The organism is uncultured Microbacterium sp., from assembly GCF_900078385.1.
In the GTDB taxonomy this organism is placed as follows: domain Bacteria; phylum Actinomycetota; class Actinomycetes; order Actinomycetales; family Microbacteriaceae; genus Microbacterium.
This window is the reverse complement of the sequence record NZ_FLQR01000009.1, coordinates 1-22,147: the sequence shown is the minus strand read 5'-3', so window position 1 is coordinate 22,147 and position 22,147 is coordinate 1. Positions and strand designations below refer to the sequence as shown.

The following is a 22,147-nucleotide window of genomic DNA, read 5'->3' as shown; positions in this document are numbered from 1 at the left end:
CCACGGCCTTCCGCCCGCGGCTCGGTGAGGCCGACAGCCCGCGTCGCGACAAGCGCATGACGCTGGCCGAACACCTCCTCGAACTGCGCAAACGACTCATCATCGGCGCCGCCGCGCTCGTCGTCGGCATGGTGCTCGCCTTCTTCCTCACGGATGCCGTCATCTGGGCGATGACAGAGCCCATCCGTCTCGTCGCGGAGCGCCGCGGCGACGACGAGCTCGTCAGCCTCATGTACCAGAACGTCACGGGCCCCTTCGACATGCGTCTGCGGATCGCGTTCGCCGTCGGCATCCTCGTCTCCGCCCCGGTCTGGCTCTGGCAGATCTGGGCGTTCCTCGTGCCGGGGCTCACCCGCAAGGAGGTCCGGTACACGATCGGCTTCCTCGTCGCCGCCATTCCGCTCTTCTTCGCCGGCTGCTACGTCGGCTGGCTCGTCATGCCGCACATCGTGGAGATCATGGCCGGCTTCACGCCGGACGGCGCGTCGAACATGTTCGAGGCCCGGTACTACTACGACTTCGTCTTCAAGCTGCTCGTCGTCGTCGGCGTCTCCTTCGTCCTGCCGGTGTTCCTCGTCGCGCTGAACCTCGCCGGTGTGATGAGCGGACGGGCGATCCTCGGCGGCTGGCGGGTCGCGATCCTCGTGGCCGTCGTCTTCGCGGGCCTCGCGACACCGGCCGCCGACATCGTGAGCATGCTGCTGCTGGCCGGCATCCTCATCGTCCTCTTCTTCGCCGCGGCCGGTCTGTCCATGATCTTCGACCGCCGCCGCGCCAAGCGTGACGCCGCCGTGCTCGGCTCGACGCCGGGACCGCTGTCGTGATGGATCCGGCCGAGCGATTCGCTCGGGCCGAGGCCACGAAGTCCCACCCGCTGTCGGCCGCGTTCGCCCAGGCGCAGCGCTTCGACCTCGATCCGTTCCAGATCGCGGGATGCCACGCACTCGAGGAGGGCAAGAGCGTCCTGGTGGCCGCCCCCACCGGGGCGGGCAAGACGATCGTGGGGGAGTTCGCGATCCATCTCGCGATGCTCCAGCCCGGCGACAAGGCGTTCTACACCACGCCCATGAAGGCGCTGTCGAACCAGAAGTTCCGCGAGCTGCAGGACGTCTACGGCGCCGACGAGGTGGGCCTCCTCACCGGCGACACGAACATCAACGGCAACGCCCGCGTCGTCGTCATGACGACCGAGGTGCTCCGCAACATGCTCTATGCGGACTCGCCGGCGCTCCGCGGTCTCCGCTTCGTCGTGATGGACGAGGTGCACTACCTGGCCGACCGGTTCCGCGGCGCCGTGTGGGAGGAGGTCATCATCCACCTCCCGCAGACCGTGCGGATCGTGTCGCTGTCCGCGACCGTCTCCAACGCGGAGGAGTTCGGCGACTGGCTCGACACGGTGCGCGGCGACACCGAGGTGATCGTCTCGGAGATCCGGCCCGTGCCCCTGGAGCAGCACGTGCTCGTCCGCGGCGACCTCCTTCCGCTCTTCGACGACCGCGCCGGCATCGCGACGGCGCAGGTCAACCAGGAGCTCATGCGCATCCGCTCCGTCAAGGGCCCGAACTTCGAGCGCAACCGCCAGGTGCAGCAGCAGCGCAGCGCCGGGGGCTTCGAGGGGGCCCACCGGCGTCCGCACAAGGGCGGCAAGCGGCCCGTCCGCTCCGCGAACGTGCAGCGCATCGAGCGCCTGGACCGTCCCGACGTCGTCGAACTGCTGGCGCGGAACAACCTGCTGCCCGCGATCTTCTTCATCTTCAGCCGAGCCGGCTGCGACGCCGCCGTGCAGCAGGTGCGCCGGTCGGGGGTGCGGCTCACGAGCCGCGAGGAGCGCGACGAGATCCGGCAGATCGTCGACGAGCGGACGCGGACCATGCTCGACGAGGACCTCGGGGTGCTCGGCTACTGGGAGTGGAAGGAGAACCTCGAGCGGGGCGTCGCCGCGCACCACGCCGGGCTCCTGCCGGCCTTCAAGGAGATCGTCGAGGAGCTGTTCCAGCGGAAGCTCGTCAAGGCCGTCTTCGCGACCGAGACGCTCGCGCTCGGCATCAACATGCCCGCGCGCACCGTCGTGCTGGAGAAGCTGGAGAAGTTCAACGGCGAGGCGCGCGTCGCCATCACGTCCGGCGAGTACACCCAGATCACGGGCCGCGCGGGACGCCGCGGGATCGACGTCGAGGGCCACGCCGTGATCCAGTGGACGGAGGGCCTGGACCCGCAGGCGGTGGCGGCCCTCGCCTCGCGGCGCACCTATCCGCTGAACTCCAGCTTCCGGCCCACCTACAACATGGCGGTGAACCTCATCGACCAGTTCGGCCGGCCGCGGGCCCGGGAGATCCTGGAGTCCTCGTTCGCCCAGTTCCAGGCCGATCGCGCGGTCGTGGGGCTCGCCCGCCAGGTGAAGGAGGCCGAGGAGTCGCTTGCCGGCTATGCCGCCTCGATGACCTGCGACCGTGGCGACTTCGCCGAGTTCGCCACCCTCCGCAGCGAGCTGAACGACCTCGAGAAGCTCAACCGGGCCGACCGCACCGCGACCGCGAAGACGCGGCAGCACCGGCAGAACGAGATGCTGTCGCTGCGTCGCCGGCTGCAGCGCCACCCCTGCCAGTCCTGCCCGGACCGCGAGCACCACGCGCGATGGGCGGAGCGGTACGCGAAACTGCGGCGGCGCACTGACAAGCTGCGCCAGCAGATCGAGACCCGCACCGGCACGGTCGCGCGCATCTTCGACCGGGTCGTCGACGTCCTCGCGACGCTGGACTACGTCGCGGTGGCGCCGGACGGCGTCGTCACGCTGACGGATGCCGGTGCGACGATGCGGCGGATCTACGGCGAGCGCGACCTGCTCGTGGCGGAGTCCCTGCGCCTCGGCCTGTGGCGCGATCTCGACGCTCCCGGGCTCGCGGCGCTCGCCTGCTGCCTCGTCTACGAGCCGCGGCGCGACGAGGCCGGGCCGGGGGAGCGGGGCCTGCCCCGCGGCGCGTTCCGTCAGGCGCTCAGCGAGACCCAGGACCTGTGGGTGCGGCTGGACGACCTCGAACGCGACCATCGCCTTCCCGGCTCCGAGCCCGTCGCCACCGGGCTCGCCCGCGCCATGCACTCGTGGGCCCGCGGGATGCCGCTGGACATCGTGCTCGACGAGGCCGATCTCGCCGCGGGGGACTTCGTGCGCTGGGTGAAGCAGACCATCGATCTGCTCGATCAGCTCTCGATCGTCGCCGACGCGGACGTCGCGGGGACCGCGCGCCGCGCGCTGGAGTCCGTCCGCCGCGGCATCGTCGCCTACAGTTCGGTGTGAGCGCCGGCCCGCGCAGTCGGTCGCCTAGGCTCGAAGCCGTGCCCGAACGTCCTCGCCCGCTGCTGCCCCTGTGGGCGGCGCTTATCGCCGCGGCGGCCGGTGGGCCCGTCCTGGACCTCGCGTTCCCCGACGTGGGCTGGTGGCCCCTGGCCTTCGCCGGGGTGGCGCTGTCGCTCGTGTCGCTCGTCGGCCGGACGGCGTGGGGCGCGTTCGGCGTGGGGCTCGTCTTCGCGGCATCCTTCTACCTCATCCACATCGTCTGGATCACGCGGTACCTCGGGGTCGTGCCCTGGTTCGCGCTGGCCGGCCTCGAAACGGTGCTGAGCGGTCTCGGCGCCATCCTCATCGCGCTCGCCTACCGGTGGATGCCGCGGGTCCTGCCGGGTCGATGGGGACGCCTCCTCGCCCTCCCTGCCCTCGTGGCGGGACTGTGGACCGCGCGCGAGCTCTTCCTCGGGTCGTGGCCCTACACCGGGTTCCCCTGGGGGCGGATCGGGATGAGCCAGTCCGAGAGCCCGCTCGCACACCTCGCCTCGTGGACCGGCGTCACCGGCCTCACCTTCCTCATGGTCTTCGTCGTCGCGGCGGTCATCGAGTGGGTGCGGCTCGGCGCGTTCCGCGACGTCCGCACCGCGCTCCCGGCGGCGGTCGCCGTCCTGCTGCTGGTCGCGCTGCCGGCGTTCCCGACGACGGATGCCGGATCGGTGCGCGTGGGGGCCGTGCAGGGCAACGGCCCCGCCGGCTATTTCGACGAGCGGGAGCGGTACGCCGTGCTGCAGGCCCAGCTGGACGCGACGGCGCCGCTGATCGGCGAGGACCTCGACATCCTGCTCTGGCCGGAGGGCGGGATCGACGCCGACCCGACCGCGAACGCGTCCGTCGCCCGCACGCTGGACCGGCTCTCCGAGGCCGCCGGCGCGCCGCTCGTCGTCAACGCCGCGACCGAGCGCGGCGACGACATCTTCAACACCTCGATGGTGTGGGAGGCCGGGCAGGAGAACCCGGTGGCCGTGCACGACAAGTCGCGTCCCGTTCCGATGGGGGAGTACGTCCCGGACCGGTGGTTCTTCGAGATGCTGGCCCCCGACCTCATCGGTCTCATCCAGCGCGAGTACACGCCCGGGACGAACCCGCCGTTCTTCGACGTGGGCGGGGTCGGGGTGGGGCTCGCGATCTGCTTCGACGTCATCTACGACGACGTCATCTGGTCCGGCGCCCGGGAGGGCGCCGAGGTCTACATGTTCCAGACGAACAACGCCGACTTCCGCGACACCGACGAGAACCTGCAGCAGCTCGCCTTCGCGCGGATGCGCGCGATCGAGACCGGACGGTCGGTGGTGAACCTGTCCACGGTCGGGACGAGCCAGGTCATCGCGCCGGACGGGTCCACGCTGGAGTCGCTGCCTGCCGGTGAGGCGGGCGCGATCCTCGCCGAGGTGCCGCTGCGGACGGGGCTGACCCCCGCCGTCGTCATCGGGCCGGCGGTGCAGCTCGTGCTCGGGTGGGGGAGCGTCCTGGGCCTCGTCGTCCTCGGCGGGGTGGCGCGGCGCCGGCGCACGACGAAGACGCCGGCCTCCGAAGAGGCCGGCGTCTCGGTGGTGTGAGCGTCAGGCGGAGAGGCGGGCGTCCTCGCCGGATCCGCGACGCGCACGCAGGAGGGCGAGGCGCTCTTCGAGGAGCTCCTCGAGCTCGGGAAGGCTGCGGCGTTCCAGGAGCATGTCCCAGTGCGTACGCGCGATCTTGTCGCCGGAGTGGTCGACCTCCACGAGCGTGTCGCCGACACGCAGAACGGCCTCGGCGCCGCAGGTGCGGCACTCCCAGGCCTCGGGGACCTCTGCGTCTGCGGCGAAGGTCAGGACGGTCTCGCGGCTGCACTGCGTGCAGACGTAGGTGTGATTGGCGCGGTCATGGAACACGACGCCTTCCTCGCTCTGTAGGCTGGAAGCGCCGAGTCGGATGCCGCGAAGGCTGCGATCTGCCATCGTATGGTCCTCTCGTCGTCCTCAGGTATAACGTCCGCACCTGGGTGGATCATCCGAACGACGGGATGCCGGCCGCCTTTCACAGCGGATGCTCAGGGGATCGTGTCAGCCGCGGCCGGAGAGGACCTGCAGGGCCGTGTCGGCGCGGTCGGTGACGAGTCCGTCGACACCCAGCTCGAGCAGGCGGCGCATGTCGTCGGGGTCGTTGACGGTCCACACGTGCACCTCGACACCGGCGCGGTGGGCGACGTCCAGGAGGCGCCGCGAGACGACGCGGACGCCGCGATGGCGCTCCGGCATCTGCAGGGCGTCGACGCCGGCGAGCGCGCGCCGCGCGAGTCGTTCCGAACGGCTCGCGACGGCGCCGAGGACCCGCGCGATGGTCGCGGTGCCGCCCGATGTCGCGGGGGAGCCGCCGCCCGCGGCTGCGGACCGCAGGGCGACCCGACGGCGCTCGTCGGAGAAGCTCGTGAGCAGCACCCGGTCGGCGTGCGCTGCCACGGCGCGGCCCACCGGAAGCGCGGCGGCTTCAACCTTCACGTCAAGGTTGAACCTGAGGGTGGGGAAGGTGTCGAGCGCCTGCGCCAGCGTCAGCAACCCGCCACGGGTGCCCATGATCGCCTGGAGCTCCCGCAGTCCCACGTCGGCGACACGGCGCGGGTCGCCCGCCACGCGGCGGAGGTCGTCGTCGTGGAACAGGATGACCTCACCGTCGGCCGTGAGGTGGCAGTCCGACTCGACGTAGGCCGCGCCGGCGGCATGCGCCGCGGCGAAGGCCGCAAGGGTGTTCTCCGCGACGCCCTCGGCGTCGTGCGGCACGAGCCCGCGGTGGGCCAGCACCCGCGGCGCCGCGGATGCCAGGAACCACGGGTGCGTCACGGCACGGGATCGGCAGGCGGGGTCGGCGGGGAAGCAGCCGTCGTCGGCCCTGCCGCCGGGGCGTCCGGGGCCGTGGGGGTCGCCCGCGACGGCTCCGCGGCATCCCAGGTCCGCCCGGCGAAGCCGGCGCTGAGTCCCTTGAGCGCCTCGGTCATCTCGCTCGGGATGATCCAGAGCTTGCTCGACGTGCTCGAGGCGATCTTCGGCAGGGTCTGGAGGTACTGGTATGCGAGCAGCTTCTCGTCCGGACGACCGGCGTGGATCGCGTCGAAGACGTTCTTGATCGCGGCGGCTTCGCCCTCCGCGCGGAGGATCGCGGCCAGCTTGTCGCCCTCGGCGCCGAGGATCGCCGCCTGGCGCCGGCCCTCCGCTTCGAGGATCTGCGACTGCTTCGAACCCTCAGCCGTCAGGATCGTGGCGCGACGCTCGCGCTCGGCGCGCATCTGCTTCTCCATCGAGTCCTGGATCGAGTGCGGCGGGTCGATGGCCTTCAGCTCGACGCGTGAAACCCGGATGCCCCACTTGCCGGTCGCCTCGTCGAGGACGACGCGCAGCTGCCCGTTGATGTTGTCGCGGCTCGTCAGGGCCTCTTCGAGGTTGAGCCCGCCGACGACGTTGCGGAGGGTCGTGGTCGTGAGCTGCTCGACGGCGCCGAGGTAGTTCGCGATCTCGTAGGTCGCGGCGCGCGCGTCGGTGACCTGGAAGTACACGACGGTGTCGATGGAGACGACGAGGTTGTCCTCCGTGATGACCGGCTGCGGCGGGAAGGACACCACCTGCTCGCGCATGTCGACGAGAGGCCTGACCCGGTCGATGAACGGGACGAGCAGGTTCAGGCCGGGGCTCAGCGTCCGCTGGTAGCGGCCGAGTCGCTCGACGACCCCGGCGTAGGCCTGCGGGATGATCCGGATCGAGCGGAACACGACGACGATGACGAAGATCGCCACCACGACGAGCAGCACGACGATGAAGATCTGGCCGATGAAGGCTCCGACGTCACCCATGGTCAGTGGTCCTTTCTTCGGGCGCGACCTCGACGGTGGCGCCGCGCACGGCCTGGACGACCACGCGGGAGCCGACATCGAGGCCGGTGGGATCGCCGACGAGGCGCGCCGTCCAGGTCTCGCCGTTGTCGAGGCGGACGGACCCGTCGCCGCCGACGAACGGAGTGACCACGCGGGCGCCGATGCCGTAGAGCGCGTCGACGTTCGTGGGGATGAGCGCGCTGCTGCGATGCAGGGCGCGGAGCAGGAGCGGCCGGATGGTGAACAGCAGCAGCGCCGAGACGGCCGCCGCGGCGAGCACCTGGAGCCACCACACGCCGCCCAGCAGGTTGACGCCGAGGCCGCCGATGAGCGTCCCGGCGCCGAGCATGAGGAAGGTGAACTCCAGCGTGAGCAGTTCGATGATGATGAACAGGAGAGCCAGCACCAGCCACGCGATCCAGAGGTACTCGGTGAGATCCGGCAGCATCGCCCGCTCCTTCCGCGTCGTCTTGATCAAAACCTACACCGGGAGCCGAGCGACCCGGTTGGTAGGCTCGCAGAGGCCCTCGGCGGATGCCGTCGGCGACTCGACGCAGCAGGAGCAGCACATGTCCCAGCCCATCCCCGCCGGATCGCTCACCGGGCGGACCGCCCTCGTCACGGGCTCCTCGCGCGGCATCGGCGCGGATACGGTCCGCTACTTCGCGCAGGCCGGCGCGAACGTCGTGATCAACTTCCGCAACAAGGCGCCGCGCGCCGAGAAGCTCGCCGGCGAGCTGCGTCAGCTCGGCGTCGAGGCGCTCGTGATCGGCGCGGACCTCACCGACCCGGCATCCGTGACCGAGATGTTCGCCGCCGTCAAGGAGCGGTTCGGCGGCCTCGACATCCTCGTCCTGAACGCCTCCGGCGGCATGGAGAGCGGCATGGCGGAGGACTACGCCCTCACGCTCAACCGCGACGCCCAGGTCGGCGTCCTCGAGGCGGCGCTGCCGCTCCTGCACGACGGGTCGCGGGTCGTCTTCGTCACAAGCCACCAGGCCCACTTCATCCGCACCACGCCGACGATGGCCGAGTACGACGTCGTCGCCCAGTCCAAGCGCGCCGGCGAGGACGCGCTCCGCGAGCGCATCCCGGCGCTGACCGAGCGCGGCATCGACTTCGTCGTCGTCTCCGGCGACATGATCGAGGGCACGATCACCGCGACCCTGCTCGAGCGGGCCAACCCCGGCGCGATCGCGGGTCGCCGCGAATCGGCCGGCAAGCTCTACAACGTCGCCGAGTTCGCCGCCGAGGTCGCCCTCGCGGCCGTCGAACCCGTTCCCGCCGACAACACGCGCCTGGTCGGCGACGTGAGCTCGTTCGGCGGAGAGTGAGCATGCGCGCGGCCGACATCGACAAGCTCGTCAGCGTCGGACGCCCGACGATCGCGCCGGACGGCGCGTTCGCGGTGTTCGCGGCATCCCGTCCGGATCTGACGGCCAACCGCGCCGTGGGTCAGCTGTGGCGCGTCGACCTGCCGGACGGCACGCCGCGGCGCCTGACCCGCGGCGTCTCCGACACCGCGCCCCGCCTCGCGCCGGACGGTGCCGCGGTGGCCTTCCTCCGCGCCGACGCGAAGGGGAAGGCGCAGGTCTTCGTCGTCGCGGCCGGGGGAGGGGAGCCCGTGCAGGCCACGGACGCCCGCGCCGGGGTCGGCTCGTTCGCGTGGTCACCGGACGGCGCGCGTCTGGCCTACACGGCGCGCACCCCCGAACAGGGTCGGTACGGGACCGTCGAAGGTCTCGAGCCGATCGCCGAGGCGCCGCGTCGGATCACCGGCATCCGCTGGCACGCCAACGGCCTCGGCTATCTCGCCGACCGCCCGGCGCACGTGTTCCTCATCGACGTCCCGTCCGTCGACGCCGAGCCGTTCTACGAGCCGGCGCCCGCCGTGCGCCCCGAGGGCGAGGACGCGCCGAAGAAGCAGCTCGTCGCGGCCGAGGCCGTGCAGCTCACGAGCGGCGCGGGCTCCTACGGCGGCGTAGCCTTCACCGCCGACGGCAGCGAGATCCTCGCGGCGGTCGACGAGATCGAGACCGACCGACGCGACCTGAGCTCGCGTGTCGTCGCCCTGTCCGCGGACGGCGGGACGGAGCGCGAGGTGCTCGCCCGGACCGCGCTCCTCTCGGTCGACGAGATCGTGGTCGCGTCGGACGGCACCGTCGCGCTCCAGGCGAGCGGCGTCGGGGAGGGGCGGGTCGACTTCATCGCGCCCGCCGTCGGGCTGTACCTGCTGGAAGCGGACGGACCCCGTCTCCTGACCGACCCGGACGTCCTCGACCTCGGCGAGGTCGGCTCGCACATCACGGCCGTCGGCGACGATTTCCTCGTGCAGAGCCGCTCCCGCGGGACGGTGTCGCTGGTCCGCGTGTCGCGGGACGGCGCGACTGCTTCCGTGTTCGACGGCGACGTCGAGGTCGCGGGACACGCGGCGGCGGGGGAGCGGATCGTGGTCGCCTACGCGACGCCGGACTCCTTCGGGGAGCTCGCCCTCGTGGATCGGGGCGCGCTCACGGACTTCGGTGCACCACTGCGTGCGCAGGGTCTCGTCCTGCCCGGCGAGCGGGAGATCACCGGCCGCGACGGCTACCCGATCCACGGCTGGGTGGCGGTTCCGGCGGGGGAGGGGCCGTTCCCGGTCATCCTGCAGATCCACGGCGGGCCCTATGCCAGTTATGGCATACATCTCTTCGACGAGACCCAGGTGCTGGTGGACGCCGGCTACGCCGTCGTGTACTGCAACCCGCGGGGGAGTGCGGGCTACGGTCGCGCGCACGGTCGCAGCATCCGTCAGGCGATGGGAACCGTCGACTTCCATGACGTCATCGACTTCCTGGAGGGCGTCGTCGCCGGCGACGAGCGCCTCGATGGCGCCCGAGTCGGCGTCATGGGCGGCTCGTACGGCGGCTATCTCACGGCGTGGACCATCGCGCACGACCACCGGTTCGCCGGCGCGATCGTCGAGCGCGGCTTCCTCGACCCGGTGAGCTTCCAGGGAACGAGCGACATCGGCTCGTTCTTCGGTGACGAGTACGTCGGCGTCGACCCGGTGCAGATGGCCGCGCAGAGCCCGATGGCCGTCGTCGACCGGGTGCGGACGCCGACGCTCGTGCTGCACTCGGAGCTCGACTACCGCTGCCCGCTCGAGCAGGCGACGCGGTACTACGCGGCGCTGAAGCGCCAGGGGACCGAGGCCGAGATGCTCGTCTTCCCCGGCGAGGACCACGAGCTCACGCGCGCCGGCCAGCCCCGGCACCGTGTGCAGCGCTTCGACGCCGTGCTCCAGTGGTGGGCGCGACACCTGCCCGTCACGGGCTGAGGCGGGCTCTCTGCGTCCGTACGTGACGGCGCGGACGATGTTCGTGATGCCCAGGACGATCGCGCCGATGCCGAGGAGCCACCACAGCACGACGGCGCCCCAGAGCGGCGAGAACAGCAGCATGACGCCGGCGAAGATGGACAGCACGGCGAACACGAGCGTCCAGATGCGCGACGGTGAGCTCCCCAGCGTCGAGAGCGACACGACGCCCTCGATGATCCACATGATGCCGACGAGGATGCCGAGGAACGCCGCCAGCCAGACCGCGGTCGCGGTGAGGTTGGCGAACGCGACGATGCCGGCGACGATGAAGATGACGCCCAGGACCACGTGTCCGAGGCGCGCCCAGCCGCCCTTGTTCCGCGAGAAGAGGCCGAGCGCCGCGTAGGCGAGTCCCGACGCGATGGCGTAGATCGCGATGATGCCAGCGACCACGAGGGCGGTCTTGCCGGGCCAGATGAGGATCAGAAGGCCCGCGATGAGGGCGAGGATGCCGCTGATCCCGAGGGCGGCGCGGAGGGTGTCGGTGGCGGGCCTTCCGAGGTCGGTGTCCGTGGTCAAGGGAGGCCCTTTCTCGAAGCTCTCGGGGGACGAAGGTGGCACCAGGGTAGACCCCGCGGCATCACCGGGGCTACGACATCCGGTGGCGAGCTCAGCCGAGCAGGAACGTGATGCCCAGCAGCACCGGTACGCAGCCGATCGTCGTGAGCAGGACGGTGTCGCGGGCGATCGTCTCGCCGACGTCGTAGCGCTGCGCGTAGTTGAAGACGTTCTGCGCGGTCGGCAGGGCCGCCAGGACCGTCACGATCAGGACGTCGGACGGGTCGAGGCGGAACAGCAGCGCCGCGACGGCCCACGCGATGACCGGCATGACGATGAGCTTGAGCGTCGTCGCGAGCAGGATGTCACGGCGCCGGCCGGACGGGGACAGCACGCGCTGGCCGTACAGCGACATCCCGTAGCCGATCAGCAGCACGGGGATGCACGCGTCGGCGACGAGGGATGCCGGCTCCCACACGATGGGCGGCAGTCGGACGCCGGAGAGGGAGACGATCACGCCGAGCACGGATCCCACGACGATCGGGTTCGTGAGCGTCCGCCGCAGGATCGGGATGACGCGTCGCTGTCCCGTCGAGAACGCCTCGAAGACCGCCATCGACAGCGGCGTGAAGACGAGCAGCTGCAGCAGGATGACGGGTGCCGGGTATGCCGCACTGCCGAGCAGGTACAGCGACAGCGGGATGCCCATGTTGTTCGAGTTGACCTGGCCCGCCGACAGCGTCCCGATGAGCGTCTCGCCGGCGTTCCGTCGCCACACGACGCGTGCCACGACGGCGTGGATGACGAAGACGCCGACGGCGGCGATCGCGGAGACCGGCAGCAGCGCGGAGAACAGCATGTGGACGTCGGCCTGCGCCAGCACGACGAACAGCAGGAACGGCGAGAGGACGAAGAACGTCAGCCGTCCGAGCACGTGTCGCGCGTGCGGACCGAGGAGGTCGATGCGAGCGATGACCCAGCCCACGAGGATCGCGACGCCGACGACGACGAATCCGGTGAGCGAGTCCAGCACACCTCGAGCCTAGGTGGCCGGGCGGGTACAGCCCTTCTCAGGAGGATCCGTATAGCCGATAATGCACATTATGTCAGATCGAAGGGACCGGAGCGGCGGGAGGAGCCGGCCCGTCACTCCCCCTGCTTCGCAGTGATGCCGGAGAAGAGGACGGAGGCCAGACCGAGGGCGACCGCTGCCCCGATCACCTGTGCCCCGACGAACGGGATGACCGACGCCGGTGCGATGCCCGCGAAGGTGTCGGTGAAGATGCGCCCGATCGTGACGGCGGGGTTGGCGAACGACGTCGAACTCGTGAACCAGTAGGCCGCCCCGATGTAGCTCCCGACCGCGGTCGCGATCACCGGAACGCTGCGCCCCGTGCGGGTGAGCCCGATGATGAGCAGCACCAGTCCCCCGGTCGCGACGATCTCCGCGAGGAACGTCGCGGGCGTCGCCCGAGCGGTCGTGGAGATCGCGGTGGGTGCGGCGAACATCGCGTTGGCCAGCACCGCGCCCGCGCTCGCCCCGGCGATTTGCGCGATCACGTAGATGACCAGCGCCGGCGCCGTGAGCCCGGTGCGGTCCTTCCTGCCCAGGATGGCGTCGGCGAGCGAGACGACGGGGTTGAAATGCGCCTCGGAGACGGGAGCGAGCAGGAGGATGAGGACGCCGAGACCGAGCGCGGTGGCGATCGCGTTCTCGAGCAGCTGCAGCCCGGGGTCGGTGGACAGCCGCTCCGCGGCGATCCCGGATCCGACGACGATGGCGACGAGCAGGGCGGTGCCCAGGAACTCGGCGATCGCTCGCCGCCAGAGCGCGGAACGGGTGACGGTGGGCGCGTCGAGGGTCACTGCGCTGCGGCCGCGGGGGCGAGTTCGGCGAGAAGGTCTTCCACTCGGCTTCTGATCGAGTCGCGGACGGCGCGGAGGCCGTCCAGGTCGAGCTCGGCGGGGTCCTCGAGCTGCCAGTCGAGGTATCTCTTGCCCGGGTAGAACGGACAGGCATCGCCGCACCCCATGGTGACGACGGCGTCGGCGGCGCGCACGACGTCGTCGGTGAGCGGTTTCGGGAACTCTTCGCCGACATCGATGCCGGCTTCGGCGAGGACCTCGATCACGCCCGGCAGGATCGCCGTGCCGGGTTGCGATCCGGCGGAGCGGACGTGGACACGATCGCCGGCCACATGGCGGGTGATCGCCGCCGCCATCTGCGAGCGGCCGGAGTTCTGAACGCAGACGTACAGGATCTCCGGGACCGGCTTCGCGATCAGCCCGCGCGACTGCGCGAGCGCGCTGAGCCGGTCGCGGGAGAACTTCTCGGTCACGGTCGGCAGATGCGTGGTGACGCTCGCGGTGCGGGCGAGGGCTGTGTAGGACTCGAACACCACGCGCTCGACGGTCTCGGCGTTGACCATCCCCGCGAACTGGTGCGCCAGGCGTTCCGCCGCCCGGTGCAGTACGTGGTCCGGGGTGAGGAGGCCGTCCTGCCCGCGACCTGCGGTCACGTCCGATCCCCCGCCGGCGCGAGTTCGCCGATCAGCGTCTCGACGCGAGCGCGGATGTCGTCACGGATGCGGCGGACCGTATCGGCATCCTGCCCGGCGGGGTCATCCAGCTGCCAGTCCTCGTAGCGCTTGCCCGGGAAGATCGGGCAGGCGTCCCCGCACCCCATCGTGATCACGACGTCCGACTCCCGCACCGCGTCGACGGTCAGCAGCTTCGGCGTGTTCCCGCGGATGTCGATCCCCTCCTCCGCCATCGCCTCGACGGCGACGGGGTTGATCCGGTCCTTCGGCTCGGACCCCGCGGAGAGCACCTGGATCCGATCGCCGGCCAGCTCCTGCAGGTAGCCGGCGGCCATCTGGGAACGGCCCGCGTTGTGCACGCAGACGAACAGGACGGTGGGCTTGTCGGTCATGGCTGGCTCGCTTTCCTTTTCCAAAAGCATAGACCGAAATCTATGAATCCATCGACGGGTCGGGCGACGAATCGGTGAACAGTTCCGGAAGGAGCGCGCGGATGCGCCGATGGATGTCGTCGCGGATGCTCCGGACGGTGGCGAGCGGCTTGTCCACGGGGTCTTCGATGTCCCAGTCGAGGTAGCGGCGCCCCGGGTAGATGGGGCACGCGTCCCCGCATCCCATCGTGATCACGACGTCGGCCGCCCGGACGGCATCGTCGGTGAGGGGCTTCGGGAACTCGGCGCCGAGGGGCACTCCGATCTCGTCGAGCGCGCCGACGATCGCGGAGCGGACCTCCGCGGCCGGCGCGGAGCCTGCGGTGCGGACGATCACCCGGTCCCCCGCGAGCTGACGGAGGATCCCGGCGGCCAGTTGCGAGCGGCCGGCGTTCTGCACGCAGACGAACAGCACGGACGGCTTGGTGGTGTCTCGGCTCTCGGTGCGGGCGAGATCGTCGAGCCGGGATGCGGCGAACGCGGCCGTCCGGGACGCGAGCAGCCGGGTGGTGCCGCGGGCCGTGAGCAGATCCCGACTGTCGGTGACGTAGCGGGCGATGGTCTCCCGGCTGAACGTGCCGCGGTAGCGATCGGAGAGATCGTCGACCACGCGGTCCCACTCCGGCTGCTGTTCGGATGAGGCGCGGGCGGAGCCGAGCAGGGCGTCGATGCGCTCGGCGTGATCGGGGTGGATCGAGTACCAGACCCGGCGCCCGTCGCGCTCGCGCAGGACGAGTCCCTCGTCGTGCAGGGCCGCCATGTGGTGGCTGACGGTCGGCTGGCGAAGCCCCAGGACTTCGGCGAGCTTGCCCACCAGTGCGCGGCGGTCCGGCGCCGCGTGGATCAGCTGCAGGATCCGAGCGCGGGTCGGGTCGGCTGCGACGCTGAGCGAAGGAAGCGACCCTGCGGAAGTCATAGATGTCAGTCTATGCTCCAGCGAGTACGCTTCGATCATGGCGGACACCACCTGTCACATGTCCATCTCGCTCGACGGCTTCGTCGCCGGCCCCGACCAGAGCCGCGAGAACCCGCTCGGACGACGCGGGATCGAGCTCCACACGTGGCACATCGGCGACGCCCGTGCCACGGAGGCCGACGCGACCGCCGCAGACTGGCTCATGCGCCCCCCCGGCGCGTACCTCATGGGTCGCAACATGTTCGGCCCGATCCGCGGTGCATGGGACGGGGACTGGCGCGGGTGGTGGGGCCCGGAGCCGCCGTACCACGCGCCCGTGTTCGTTCTGACCCATCACGCCCGTGAGCCGATCGAGATGGAGGGCGGAACAACGTTCCACTTCGTCACCGACGGCTTCGACACGGCGTTCGCGCGCGCGCAGGAGGCGGCGGGCGGACGGGGCATCGACATCGCCGGAGGCGGGTCCCTCGTCCGCCAGGCGCTGCTCGCGGACGTCATCGACGAACTCACGCTCGACGTCGCTCCCGTCCTGTTGGGCTCCGGCGAGCGGATCTTCGACGGCGTCGGCACGTTCGGGCTCGAACCCGTCGAGGTGCTGCACTCCCCCCTGGCGACCCACATCCGCTACCGCCGCCCATGATCACCCCGGTCGCCGACGATGTGCGGGTCCACGAGAGCGAGTTCTTGCAGAGCAACGCCGTGATCGTGCAGGGTGCGAGCGGCGTGCTGGTGGTCGACCCCGGGATCACCCGCGCGGAGCTCGCCGGTCTCGCCGCCGACCTTCGCGAACTGCGTCAGCCGGTCGTGGCCGGTTTCGCCACGCATCCGGACTGGGACCACGTCCTCTGGCATCCGGACCTCGGTGACGCGCCTCGCTACGGAACCGCGCGCGCCGCGGCATCCATCCGCGACGTCCTCGCGCAGGCGGACTGGAGGGAGCAGGTGGCCGAGGGGCTCCCGCCGGAGCATGCCGAGGACATCCCGATGGAGCTCCTCGGCCTCATCACGGGTCTGCCCGACGGCGCAGTCCGGCTCCCCTGGGACGGCCCGGACGTCCGGATACTGGAGCACCGGGCCCACGCCCCGGGCCATGCCGCGCTGTGGCTCCCGGAGAGCGGTGTGCTCGTCGCGGGCGACATGCTCTCCGACATCCTCATGCCGTTCCTCGACCTCGCTGCCGACGACCCCATCGGCGACTACCTCGCCGCGCTGGAGCTGTTCGAGACCGTCGCAGAAGATGTCGCCGTCGTCGTCCCCGGACACGGCTCCGCCTGCTCCGGCGACCAGCTGCGCGCGCGGATCGACCTGGATCGCGCGTACGTCCGTGCGCTGCAGGACGGGGGCGCGGTCGCCGACCCGCGGATCGGGCCGTCGGCGCCGCTGGAGTGGCTCGTGGACGTGCACGAGTGGCAGATGCAGCGCCTCGCCGAGCGCGGCTCCGGGAGCTGACGAGGGTCGGCCGCTCAGGCCTCGAGCGTCCTGCGGAGCCGGCTCAGCGTGAACTCCCACCCCTGCCGGTAGCTCGCCGCCGGTGCCTCGTCATCCCACGGTCCGGTGTGGCGCACGGTGAGCCGCGCGCCGCCGTCGATCGCGGCGATCGTGAGGTCGCACGCCTCGTCGGTCGATGTGCCGTCCGCGTCGCTCCACCGCCAGCTGAACGCCAGGTGCGTCGGGGCCTCGACCTCGAGGTAGCGGCCCTCCAGGACGATGCCGGCCCCAGGCGCCGCGATGCGGTACGCGCCGCCCGGACGTGGGTCGGCGGCGATGTCCACGTCGTCCCAGTGCGTCCACCACCACGTGCGGAGGCCCTCCGCCCTCGCGATGGCGTCCCACACCCGCTCCGGGGATGCCGAGAGGTCCACGGCGATCTCCAGCGCCCGCGCCTGCATGTCCCGCCAGCGTGCCGCGCTCAGGGTCTCCGCGTCCGCGCCGGGCCAGGCGCCGCCGAATCGCGTCGCGAGCGTCGCGAAGCACTGCTCCCATCCTCCGCCGTACTCGGGCACGTGGTCGGGTTCGCCGAGGCGGTGCACGAGGCTCAGCGCCGTGCCGTCCCCGTCCGGCGCGAGGTCGACGACGATCCGACTCGGCCGCTCGCCCTGCCACTCCCAGTGGACGACCAGCAGACGGTGCGGCTCGCATGCCTCGACGCTCGCGTGCGCCGGCCTATCGGGTGCGTCGGCGAAAGCGATCCGGAAGCCGTCGATCCGGTCACCCGTCACCTCGCCCAGCCAGCGTCCGAGGCGCGCGGGCTCGGTGAGGGCCGACCAGAGGTCGCCGGGCGATGCGTCGTAGCGGCGGGCGAACCGCAGCACCGGCTCCGCCGCGGTGCCGGTGAGGCTCCGCCGGAAGTCCTCGATCACGATCGTCCCCGATCCCGCGCTCCGCGCGTCAGCTCCGTCTCCAGTGCGTCCAATCTGTTCCGCCAGAACGCGCGGTGCCGATCCACCCAGTCCGTCACTTCGGCCAGAGCATCGCTGCGGAGGGCGTAGACGCGATGCGAACCGCGCCGCTCGTCACCCGCGAATCCGCTCTCGCGGAGCACGCGGAGCTGGTTCGAGACGGCCGGCTGCGAGATGCCGAACTCCTCCCGGACCGCCGACGTGAGCTCCCCGGCCGTCCGCTCCCCCGTCGACAGCAGCTCGACGATGCGGCGCCGAACCGGGTCGGCGAGGATGTCGAAAGCATTCATATTGCAGTGATATCACGGCTCGGTGATACAGACAAGACACTGCGCCGGCCAGGCGCCGCGGTTAGCCTGTCCGCATGACCCGCGTGCGGCTCGAGCTGAACCCGTTGTCCGACGACGGAGATCGGCGCCGATGGCTGCTGCGCATCGACGGCGTCGACGTCGGCTGGCTCGACGGGGTGCACACGGGCGGCACCGTGGGGCTGTCGTTCTCGGTCGTGGAGGCGGCGCGGGCGTCCGGCGTGGTCGGCGGCGCCATCGGGCGCATCCTCGGCCTCGCGCCGTGGGGATCGGACGTCGCGTACGTCCTGGCCGTCGTGCCCGCCGACGCCGACGGCGCGGGGACGGCGCGCGCGGCGGGCTTCTCCCCCGCCGGATCCGACGCCCAGGGCAACGACGTCTGGCGCCGCGATGCGCCCCGGCCGCGTCCCGCGAAGGACGACATCACGCGGTTCCTCGACGGCACGGGGCGGATCGACCGCTACCCCGCCGCGGCCGCCGAGCGGCGCGAGCTGCTCCGCTGGGTCGTGGAGCGCGCCCTCGGCATCGACGAGGTGCTCGCCGAGGCCGAGGTGAACGAGCGCCTCGCGCCGTACGCACCCGCCGCCGACGTCGCCGTCCTGCGCCGCCACCTCGTCGACCACGAACTCCTCGAGCGCACGGCTTCCGGGTCGCAGTACGCCCGCATCGCGGGGTGAGGCCTCAATCCAGCGCCGCGGCCTTCTGCTCCAGCACGGCGCGCTGCGGCGCGCTCGCGGTGCGGGATGCCGCCTCCGCGAACTCCGCCCGCGCTTCGGCGGTGCGCCCGAGCCGGGCCAGCAGCTCCCCGCGCACGCTCGGCAGCAGCGGCGACCCGCGCAGCTCCCCCGCCGCCGCCAAGGCGTCGACGATCCGCAGCGCCGAGGCCGGTCCCGTCGCCATGGACACGGCGACGGCCCGGTTGAGTTCGACGACGGGGCTCGGCGCGATCCGGCCGAGTGCCTCGTACAGCAGCACGATCCGCTCCCAGTCCGTCTCCTCGACGCTGGGCGCGACACCGTGGCACTCCGCGATCGCCGCCTGCAGGGCGTACGCGCCCCTCCCCTGCCCGCGCGCCGCGGCCGCGGCGTCGGCGCGGCGGAGCGCAGCCCGCCCGCGGGCGATCTGACCGCGGTCCCAGCGCGTCCGATCCTGGTCGGCCAGCAGCACGGGCGTACCGGCCCGCGACTCCCGCGCGGCGAACCGCGACCGCTGCAGCTCCATGAGCGCGACGAGCGCGTGCGTCGCCGGCTCGCGCGGCAGCAGGTTCGCAAGAACCCGCCCGAGCCGGAGCGCCTCGTCCGCGAGGTCGGGCCGCGTCCACCGCTCCCCCGACGTGGCGGCATACCCCTCGGTGAAGACGAGGTACACGACGCTCAGCACCCCGTCGAGCCGCTCGCGCCACTCGGACGGGTCCGGCGTCTCGAACGGCACATGCGCCGCGGCGAGGGTCTTCTTCGCCCGCGTGATCCGCGCCTGCACCGTCGCGACGGGCACGAGCAGCATCCGGGCGATCTCGACGGTGTTCAGACCTCCCACGACCCGGAGCGTCAGCGCGACCTGCGACTCCCGCGACAGCGCCGGGTGGCAGGCGGTGAACACGAGCCGCAGCAGGTCGTCGTCGATGGGCTCCCACGCGTCCTCGCCGGCTTCCGCGAGGTCGTGCGCGATCGCGCGGTGCCGTTCGTCGAGGCGTTCCCGCCGCCGCCACGCGTCGATGACGCGCCGTTTGGCGACGGCGGTCAGCCACGCCCCCGTGTTGGCGGGGATGCCGTTCTCCGGCCACGATGCGAGCGCCTCGGCCACGGCCTCCTGGGCCATGTCTTCGGCGAACCCGAGGTCGCCGGTCATGCGGGCGAGGGCGGCGACGATCCGAGCGCCCTCGATGCGCCAGACGGCGTCGACGGCGCGCGCCGCGTCCGCCGGCATCACGCCTCCTCGAACTGCTCCCGCCAGCCGGCTTCCTTCTTCACGAACTCGTTGTCGGCGTAGTCCGCGAAGTCGGTCTCGTCGGTCACGCGTCGCACTTCGAGCTTCGATCCCGGCCCGAGCGGGCAGCGCTTGGCCCATTCCAGCGCCTCGTCGGCGGTCGCGGTCTGGATGATCCAGAAGCCGTTGAACAGCTCGTGCACTTCGCCGTAGGGGCCGTCCGTGACGAGCGGAGTCTCGCCGCTGAAGTCGACGACGTAGCCGGGCTCGGGGGCGAGCCCGTCACCGGCGACCATGACGCCGGCCGTGATCATCGCCTCGTTGTAGGCGCCCATCGCGTTGATGACCGTCTCGAAGTCCATCTCCTCGTACGCCGCGACCGCGTCGGCGGTCGCCCGCATGATCAGCATGTGCTTCATGTGCTCTTCTCCTGGTGTGTGGGGCGCCGTGTGCTCCCTCCACTATGACGTCGAACGGGGAGGAGCGGAATCGACATCCCTCCCGGAATCCGTCAGCGCAGGGGCGTCCACCCCGGCGGCAGGGGGCCGTCCACGTCGGCGCGGGCCTCGTCATCCGCCGCGGACCACCCCTGCGCCGCCCGCGGCGTGTCGAACCCGCCGCGCGCGACGCGGAAGCCGACGTCCTCGTGGTGCATCCGCGGGGCGCCGCCGCGCCGCGTCGACGCGCGGACGCTGGCCGCATCGTCCGCGAACCCGCCGCCGCGGAAGACCCGATAGTCCCGATACCGGGCGGGGTCCAGGAGATCCCAGCACCATTCCCACACATTGCCGAGCGTGTCGAACAGACCGTTCAGGTTCGGCAGCTTGCCGCCCACGTCCTGCGGCGCGTCCACCCCGTCGGCGCTCGTCCAGGCGACCTCCCGCAGCGGACCGTAGTGCGCGCCGGTGGAGCCGGCCCGACACGCGAACTCCCACTCGGCTTCGGTCGGGAGGCGGTACCCGTCGGCATCGACGTGCCACGTCACGTCCTCGCCGTCGAACGCGTAGACGGGGTCGAGGCCTTCCCATTCGGAGGCGGCGTTGCAGAAGTGCACGGCCCTCAGCCACGCGACATCCACCGCCGGCCGCCGCGGATGCGCGGCCGTGATCCCGAGGATCTCGGCGAGCTGCTCCTGGGTGACGGGATACACGCCGATCTCGAACGGCGCGAGCTGCACGGTCCGCCGCAGTCGCCGCCGCGCGTCGTGCAGCTCGACGCGTCCCCCGCCGATCCGGGCCATGTCGATGTCCACCACCCGGGCACTCTAGCGCCGCCGGTAGCGTGGGAGGGTGCCCACCTCCCCCGCGTCCTCCCTCCGGGCCTGGATCATCTGGACCGTCGGCGTCGCGGGCTACGTCCTCGCCGTGACGAACCGCACGTCCCTCGCCGGGGTCGGTGTCGATGCGGCCGACCGGTTCTCCGCGGACGCCGCGACGCTGTCGCTGTTCGCGGTGGTGCAGTTGGCGATGTACGGCGGGATGCAGCTGCCGATCGGCGTCCTCCTCGACCGCTACGGCGCGCGCCCCATCATGACCATCGGGATGGTGCTCATGGCGGCCGGACAGATCACGATGGCGCTGTCGACGAGCGTCGGGGTCGCGCTCGTCGCACGGGTGCTCGTCGGTGCCGGCGATGCGGCCATCTTCCCGGGCGTGCTCCGCCTCATCGCGACGTGGTTCCCGGCGCAGCGTGCCCCGGTCATGGTGCAGATGACCGGCATCGTCGGGCAGGCGGGGCAGCTCATCGCCGTCCTCCCGCTCGCGGCGCTCCTGCATGCGACGACGTGGAGCATCGCCTTCGGCAGCGTCGGGGGTCTCGGCCTCCTCTTCGCGGTGCTCGTGTTCGCGATCATCCGCAACCATCCGCCGGAGGTCTCCGACGACGTGTCGGTCGACACAGACACGGGCGCCATCCGCGTCGTGCGGTCCTCGGTCGACACGGGCGTCGGCATCCGCGCCGCGTGGGCGCATCCCGGGACCCGGCTGGCGTTCTGGTCGCACTTCACGACCCCGTTCGCCGGTACCGCGTTCATCCTGCTGTGGGGGATGCCGTTCCTCACCGCCGGCGAAGGGCTGAGCCTCGCGCAGGCCGCGGGGATCACGTCGGTGTACGTCTTCGTCGGCATGGCGCTCGGACCGATCATGGGCGAGCTGTCGCGCCGCATCCCGAACATGCGCTCCCGCGCGCTCGTGCTGCCGGCCGTCGCCGTGCAGATGCTCGCGTGGCTCACCGTGATCGCGTGGCCCGGTCCGGCACCGCTCTGGCTGCTGTACGCGCTCGCGTTCGCGCTGGCGATGGGCGGGCCCGCGTCGATGATCGCGTTCGACCACGCCCGCACGCACAATCCGGCGCACCGGCTCAGCACGGCCACGGGCGTCACGAACGCGGGCGGCTTCCTCGCCGCACTGATCGCGATCTTCGCGATCGGGCTCGCGATGGACCTGCAGGGCGCCGGCACCCCCGACACCTACACTCTCGACGCGTTCCGCCTCGCGTTCCTCACCCAGGTGCCGCTCTGGCTGCTGGGGGGCGCGTTCATCGTCATCGAGCGCCGCAAGACCCGCGTCCACATCGGAATGGATCAGCC

23 protein-coding genes and 1 pseudogene are annotated in these 22,147 nt (G+C 71.5%); 9 read left to right on the top strand and 15 right to left on the bottom strand.

Annotated elements, in window-relative coordinates:
* The first annotated feature begins 56 nt into the window (after positions 1-56).
* Genes tatC through lnt form a run of 3 tightly spaced genes read left to right on the top strand, consistent with a single transcriptional unit; the run spans position 57 to position 4,899 of the window.
* Positions 57-824 carry a twin-arginine translocase subunit TatC gene (gene tatC / locus QZL85_RS11480; protein ID WP_295577196.1) on the top strand — a complete coding sequence of 256 codons (768 nt, stop codon included), beginning with the start codon at positions 57-59 and terminating at the stop codon, positions 822-824.
* Positions 824-3,295 (top strand): RNA helicase, encoded by a 2,472-nt coding sequence (locus QZL85_RS11475; RefSeq protein WP_295577194.1) that lies wholly within the window; start codon positions 824-826, stop codon positions 3,293-3,295. The genes tatC and QZL85_RS11475 overlap by 1 nt, the downstream gene beginning before the upstream one ends.
* A gap of 38 nt (positions 3,296-3,333) precedes the next feature.
* Positions 3,334-4,899 (top strand): apolipoprotein N-acyltransferase, encoded by a 1,566-nt coding sequence (lnt, locus tag QZL85_RS11470; protein ID WP_295576816.1) that lies wholly within the window; start codon positions 3,334-3,336, stop codon positions 4,897-4,899.
* A gap of 3 nt (positions 4,900-4,902) precedes the next feature.
* On the opposite strand, the gene QZL85_RS11465 is transcribed toward lnt, so the two are convergent.
* From QZL85_RS11465 to QZL85_RS11450, 4 genes are all read right to left on the bottom strand, one after another.
* Complete coding sequence (locus QZL85_RS11465; RefSeq protein WP_295576814.1) at positions 4,903-5,277, bottom strand: RNA polymerase-binding protein RbpA; 375 nt, start codon at positions 5,275-5,277, stop codon at positions 4,903-4,905.
* A 105-nt stretch (positions 5,278-5,382) separates the two neighbouring features.
* Positions 5,383-6,156, bottom strand: coding sequence for a glycerophosphodiester phosphodiesterase family protein (locus tag QZL85_RS11460; protein ID WP_295576812.1), 774 nt, complete (start codon positions 6,154-6,156; stop codon positions 5,383-5,385).
* A complete protein-coding gene (locus tag QZL85_RS11455) occupies positions 6,153-7,160 on the bottom strand; it encodes an SPFH domain-containing protein (protein WP_295576810.1) in 1,008 nt (335 codons plus the stop codon). The genes QZL85_RS11460 and QZL85_RS11455 overlap by 4 nt, the downstream gene beginning before the upstream one ends.
* Positions 7,153-7,629: an NfeD family protein gene (locus tag QZL85_RS11450; protein ID WP_295576808.1), complete on the bottom strand. Its 477-nt coding sequence runs from the start codon at positions 7,627-7,629 to the stop codon at positions 7,153-7,155. Before QZL85_RS11450 ends, QZL85_RS11455 begins: the two co-directional genes overlap by 8 nt.
* A gap of 121 nt (positions 7,630-7,750) precedes the next feature.
* Between QZL85_RS11450 and QZL85_RS11445 the strand changes: the two genes are divergently transcribed.
* Positions 7,751-8,515 carry an SDR family oxidoreductase gene (locus QZL85_RS11445; protein WP_295576806.1) on the top strand — a complete coding sequence of 255 codons (765 nt, stop codon included), beginning with the start codon at positions 7,751-7,753 and terminating at the stop codon, positions 8,513-8,515.
* 2 nt (positions 8,516-8,517) lie between these two features.
* A complete protein-coding gene (locus tag QZL85_RS11440) occupies positions 8,518-10,500 on the top strand; it encodes a S9 family peptidase (protein ID WP_295576804.1) in 1,983 nt (660 codons plus the stop codon).
* Between the two features lie 69 nt (positions 10,501-10,569).
* On the opposite strand, the pseudogene QZL85_RS11435 reads toward QZL85_RS11440, so the two are convergent.
* The 6 genes and pseudogenes from QZL85_RS11435 to QZL85_RS11410 form a co-directional block, all read right to left on the bottom strand.
* A pseudogene (locus tag QZL85_RS11435) lies at positions 10,570-11,103 on the bottom strand (DUF308 domain-containing protein); the annotation flags it as partial.
* Positions 11,104-11,152: 49 nt separating this feature from the next.
* On the bottom strand, positions 11,153-12,073 hold the full coding sequence (locus tag QZL85_RS11430) for an AEC family transporter (RefSeq protein WP_295576802.1): 921 nt from the start codon (positions 12,071-12,073) through the stop codon (positions 11,153-11,155).
* Between the two features lie 113 nt (positions 12,074-12,186).
* Positions 12,187-12,906, bottom strand: a complete 720-nt coding sequence (locus tag QZL85_RS11425) for an aquaporin (protein ID WP_295576801.1) — start codon at positions 12,904-12,906, stop codon at positions 12,187-12,189.
* Positions 12,903-13,559 carry an arsenate reductase ArsC gene (locus QZL85_RS11420; protein WP_295576800.1) on the bottom strand — a complete coding sequence of 219 codons (657 nt, stop codon included), beginning with the start codon at positions 13,557-13,559 and terminating at the stop codon, positions 12,903-12,905. Before QZL85_RS11420 ends, QZL85_RS11425 begins: the two co-directional genes overlap by 4 nt.
* On the bottom strand, positions 13,556-13,972 hold the full coding sequence (locus QZL85_RS11415; protein WP_295576799.1) for an arsenate reductase ArsC: 417 nt from the start codon (positions 13,970-13,972) through the stop codon (positions 13,556-13,558). Before QZL85_RS11415 ends, QZL85_RS11420 begins: the two co-directional genes overlap by 4 nt.
* A 40-nt stretch (positions 13,973-14,012) precedes the next feature.
* Positions 14,013-14,927, bottom strand: a complete 915-nt coding sequence (locus QZL85_RS11410) for a metalloregulator ArsR/SmtB family transcription factor (protein WP_295576798.1) — start codon at positions 14,925-14,927, stop codon at positions 14,013-14,015.
* A gap of 37 nt (positions 14,928-14,964) precedes the next feature.
* On the opposite strand from QZL85_RS11410, the gene QZL85_RS11405 reads away from it, so the two are divergent.
* Together QZL85_RS11405 and QZL85_RS11400 are read left to right on the top strand one after the other, a co-directional pair.
* A complete protein-coding gene (locus QZL85_RS11405) occupies positions 14,965-15,567 on the top strand; it encodes a dihydrofolate reductase family protein (RefSeq protein ID WP_295576797.1) in 603 nt (200 codons plus the stop codon).
* Positions 15,564-16,376 (top strand): MBL fold metallo-hydrolase, encoded by an 813-nt coding sequence (locus QZL85_RS11400; protein WP_295576796.1) that lies wholly within the window; start codon positions 15,564-15,566, stop codon positions 16,374-16,376. The genes QZL85_RS11405 and QZL85_RS11400 overlap by 4 nt, the downstream gene beginning before the upstream one ends.
* 14 nt (positions 16,377-16,390) lie before the next feature.
* Here QZL85_RS11400 and QZL85_RS11395 read toward each other — a convergent pair whose 3' ends face one another.
* Complete coding sequence (locus QZL85_RS11395; RefSeq protein WP_295576795.1) at positions 16,391-17,287, bottom strand: SRPBCC family protein; 897 nt, start codon at positions 17,285-17,287, stop codon at positions 16,391-16,393.
* On the bottom strand, positions 17,284-17,616 hold the full coding sequence (locus QZL85_RS11390; protein WP_295576794.1) for a helix-turn-helix transcriptional regulator: 333 nt from the start codon (positions 17,614-17,616) through the stop codon (positions 17,284-17,286). Before QZL85_RS11390 ends, QZL85_RS11395 begins: the two co-directional genes overlap by 4 nt.
* Before the next feature lie 74 nt (positions 17,617-17,690).
* Here QZL85_RS11390 and QZL85_RS11385 point away from each other — a divergent pair, with 74 nt between their 5' ends.
* Positions 17,691-18,311, top strand: coding sequence for a DUF2087 domain-containing protein (locus tag QZL85_RS11385; protein WP_295576793.1), 621 nt, complete (start codon positions 17,691-17,693; stop codon positions 18,309-18,311).
* A gap of 4 nt (positions 18,312-18,315) precedes the next feature.
* On the opposite strand, the gene QZL85_RS11380 is transcribed toward QZL85_RS11385, so the two are convergent.
* The 3 genes from QZL85_RS11380 to QZL85_RS11370 form a co-directional block, all read right to left on the bottom strand.
* Entirely contained in the window at positions 18,316-19,560 is a 1,245-nt protein-coding gene (locus QZL85_RS11380; RefSeq protein ID WP_295576792.1) for an RNA polymerase sigma factor, read from the bottom strand.
* Positions 19,560-19,979: a YciI family protein gene (locus QZL85_RS11375; protein ID WP_295576791.1), complete on the bottom strand. Its 420-nt coding sequence runs from the start codon at positions 19,977-19,979 to the stop codon at positions 19,560-19,562. Before QZL85_RS11375 ends, QZL85_RS11380 begins: the two co-directional genes overlap by 1 nt.
* A gap of 92 nt (positions 19,980-20,071) precedes the next feature.
* Complete coding sequence (locus QZL85_RS11370; protein ID WP_295576790.1) at positions 20,072-20,815, bottom strand: SUMF1/EgtB/PvdO family nonheme iron enzyme; 744 nt, start codon at positions 20,813-20,815, stop codon at positions 20,072-20,074.
* A 34-nt stretch (positions 20,816-20,849) separates the two neighbouring features.
* Here QZL85_RS11370 and QZL85_RS11365 point away from each other — a divergent pair.
* Positions 20,850-22,147: nitrate/nitrite transporter (locus QZL85_RS11365; RefSeq protein ID WP_295576789.1), on the top strand; the 1,298-nt coding region annotated here is incomplete at its 3' end.

Excerpts from the sequence above, each read along its gene's own strand:
- QZL85_RS11455 (WP_295576810.1), bottom strand. The coding sequence starts at position 7,160 with ATGGGTGACGTCGGAGCCTTCATCGGCCAGATCTTCATCGTCGTGCTG.
- QZL85_RS11465 (WP_295576814.1), bottom strand. The coding sequence starts at position 5,277 with ATGGCAGATCGCAGCCTTCGCGGCATCCGACTCGGCGCTTCCAGCCTA.
- QZL85_RS11445 (WP_295576806.1), top strand. The coding sequence starts at position 7,751 with ATGTCCCAGCCCATCCCCGCCGGATCGCTCACCGGGCGGACCGCCCTC.
- QZL85_RS11380 (WP_295576792.1), bottom strand. The coding sequence starts at position 19,560 with ATGCCGGCGGACGCGGCGCGCGCCGTCGACGCCGTCTGGCGCATCGAG.
- QZL85_RS11410 (WP_295576798.1), bottom strand. The coding sequence starts at position 14,927 with ATGACTTCCGCAGGGTCGCTTCCTTCGCTCAGCGTCGCAGCCGACCCG.
- QZL85_RS11475 (WP_295577194.1), top strand. The coding sequence starts at position 824 with ATGGATCCGGCCGAGCGATTCGCTCGGGCCGAGGCCACGAAGTCCCAC.
- QZL85_RS11450 (WP_295576808.1), bottom strand. The coding sequence starts at position 7,629 with ATGCTGCCGGATCTCACCGAGTACCTCTGGATCGCGTGGCTGGTGCTG.
- QZL85_RS11375 (WP_295576791.1), bottom strand. The coding sequence starts at position 19,979 with ATGAAGCACATGCTGATCATGCGGGCGACCGCCGACGCGGTCGCGGCG.
- QZL85_RS11390 (WP_295576794.1), bottom strand. The coding sequence starts at position 17,616 with ATGAATGCTTTCGACATCCTCGCCGACCCGGTTCGGCGCCGCATCGTC.
- QZL85_RS11400 (WP_295576796.1), top strand. The coding sequence starts at position 15,564 with ATGATCACCCCGGTCGCCGACGATGTGCGGGTCCACGAGAGCGAGTTC.
- tatC (WP_295577196.1), top strand. The coding sequence starts at position 57 with ATGACGCTGGCCGAACACCTCCTCGAACTGCGCAAACGACTCATCATC.
- QZL85_RS11385 (WP_295576793.1), top strand. The coding sequence starts at position 17,691 with ATGACCCGCGTGCGGCTCGAGCTGAACCCGTTGTCCGACGACGGAGAT.
- QZL85_RS11415 (WP_295576799.1), bottom strand. The coding sequence starts at position 13,972 with ATGACCGACAAGCCCACCGTCCTGTTCGTCTGCGTGCACAACGCGGGC.
- QZL85_RS11405 (WP_295576797.1), top strand. The coding sequence starts at position 14,965 with ATGGCGGACACCACCTGTCACATGTCCATCTCGCTCGACGGCTTCGTC.
- QZL85_RS11440 (WP_295576804.1), top strand. The coding sequence starts at position 8,518 with ATGCGCGCGGCCGACATCGACAAGCTCGTCAGCGTCGGACGCCCGACG.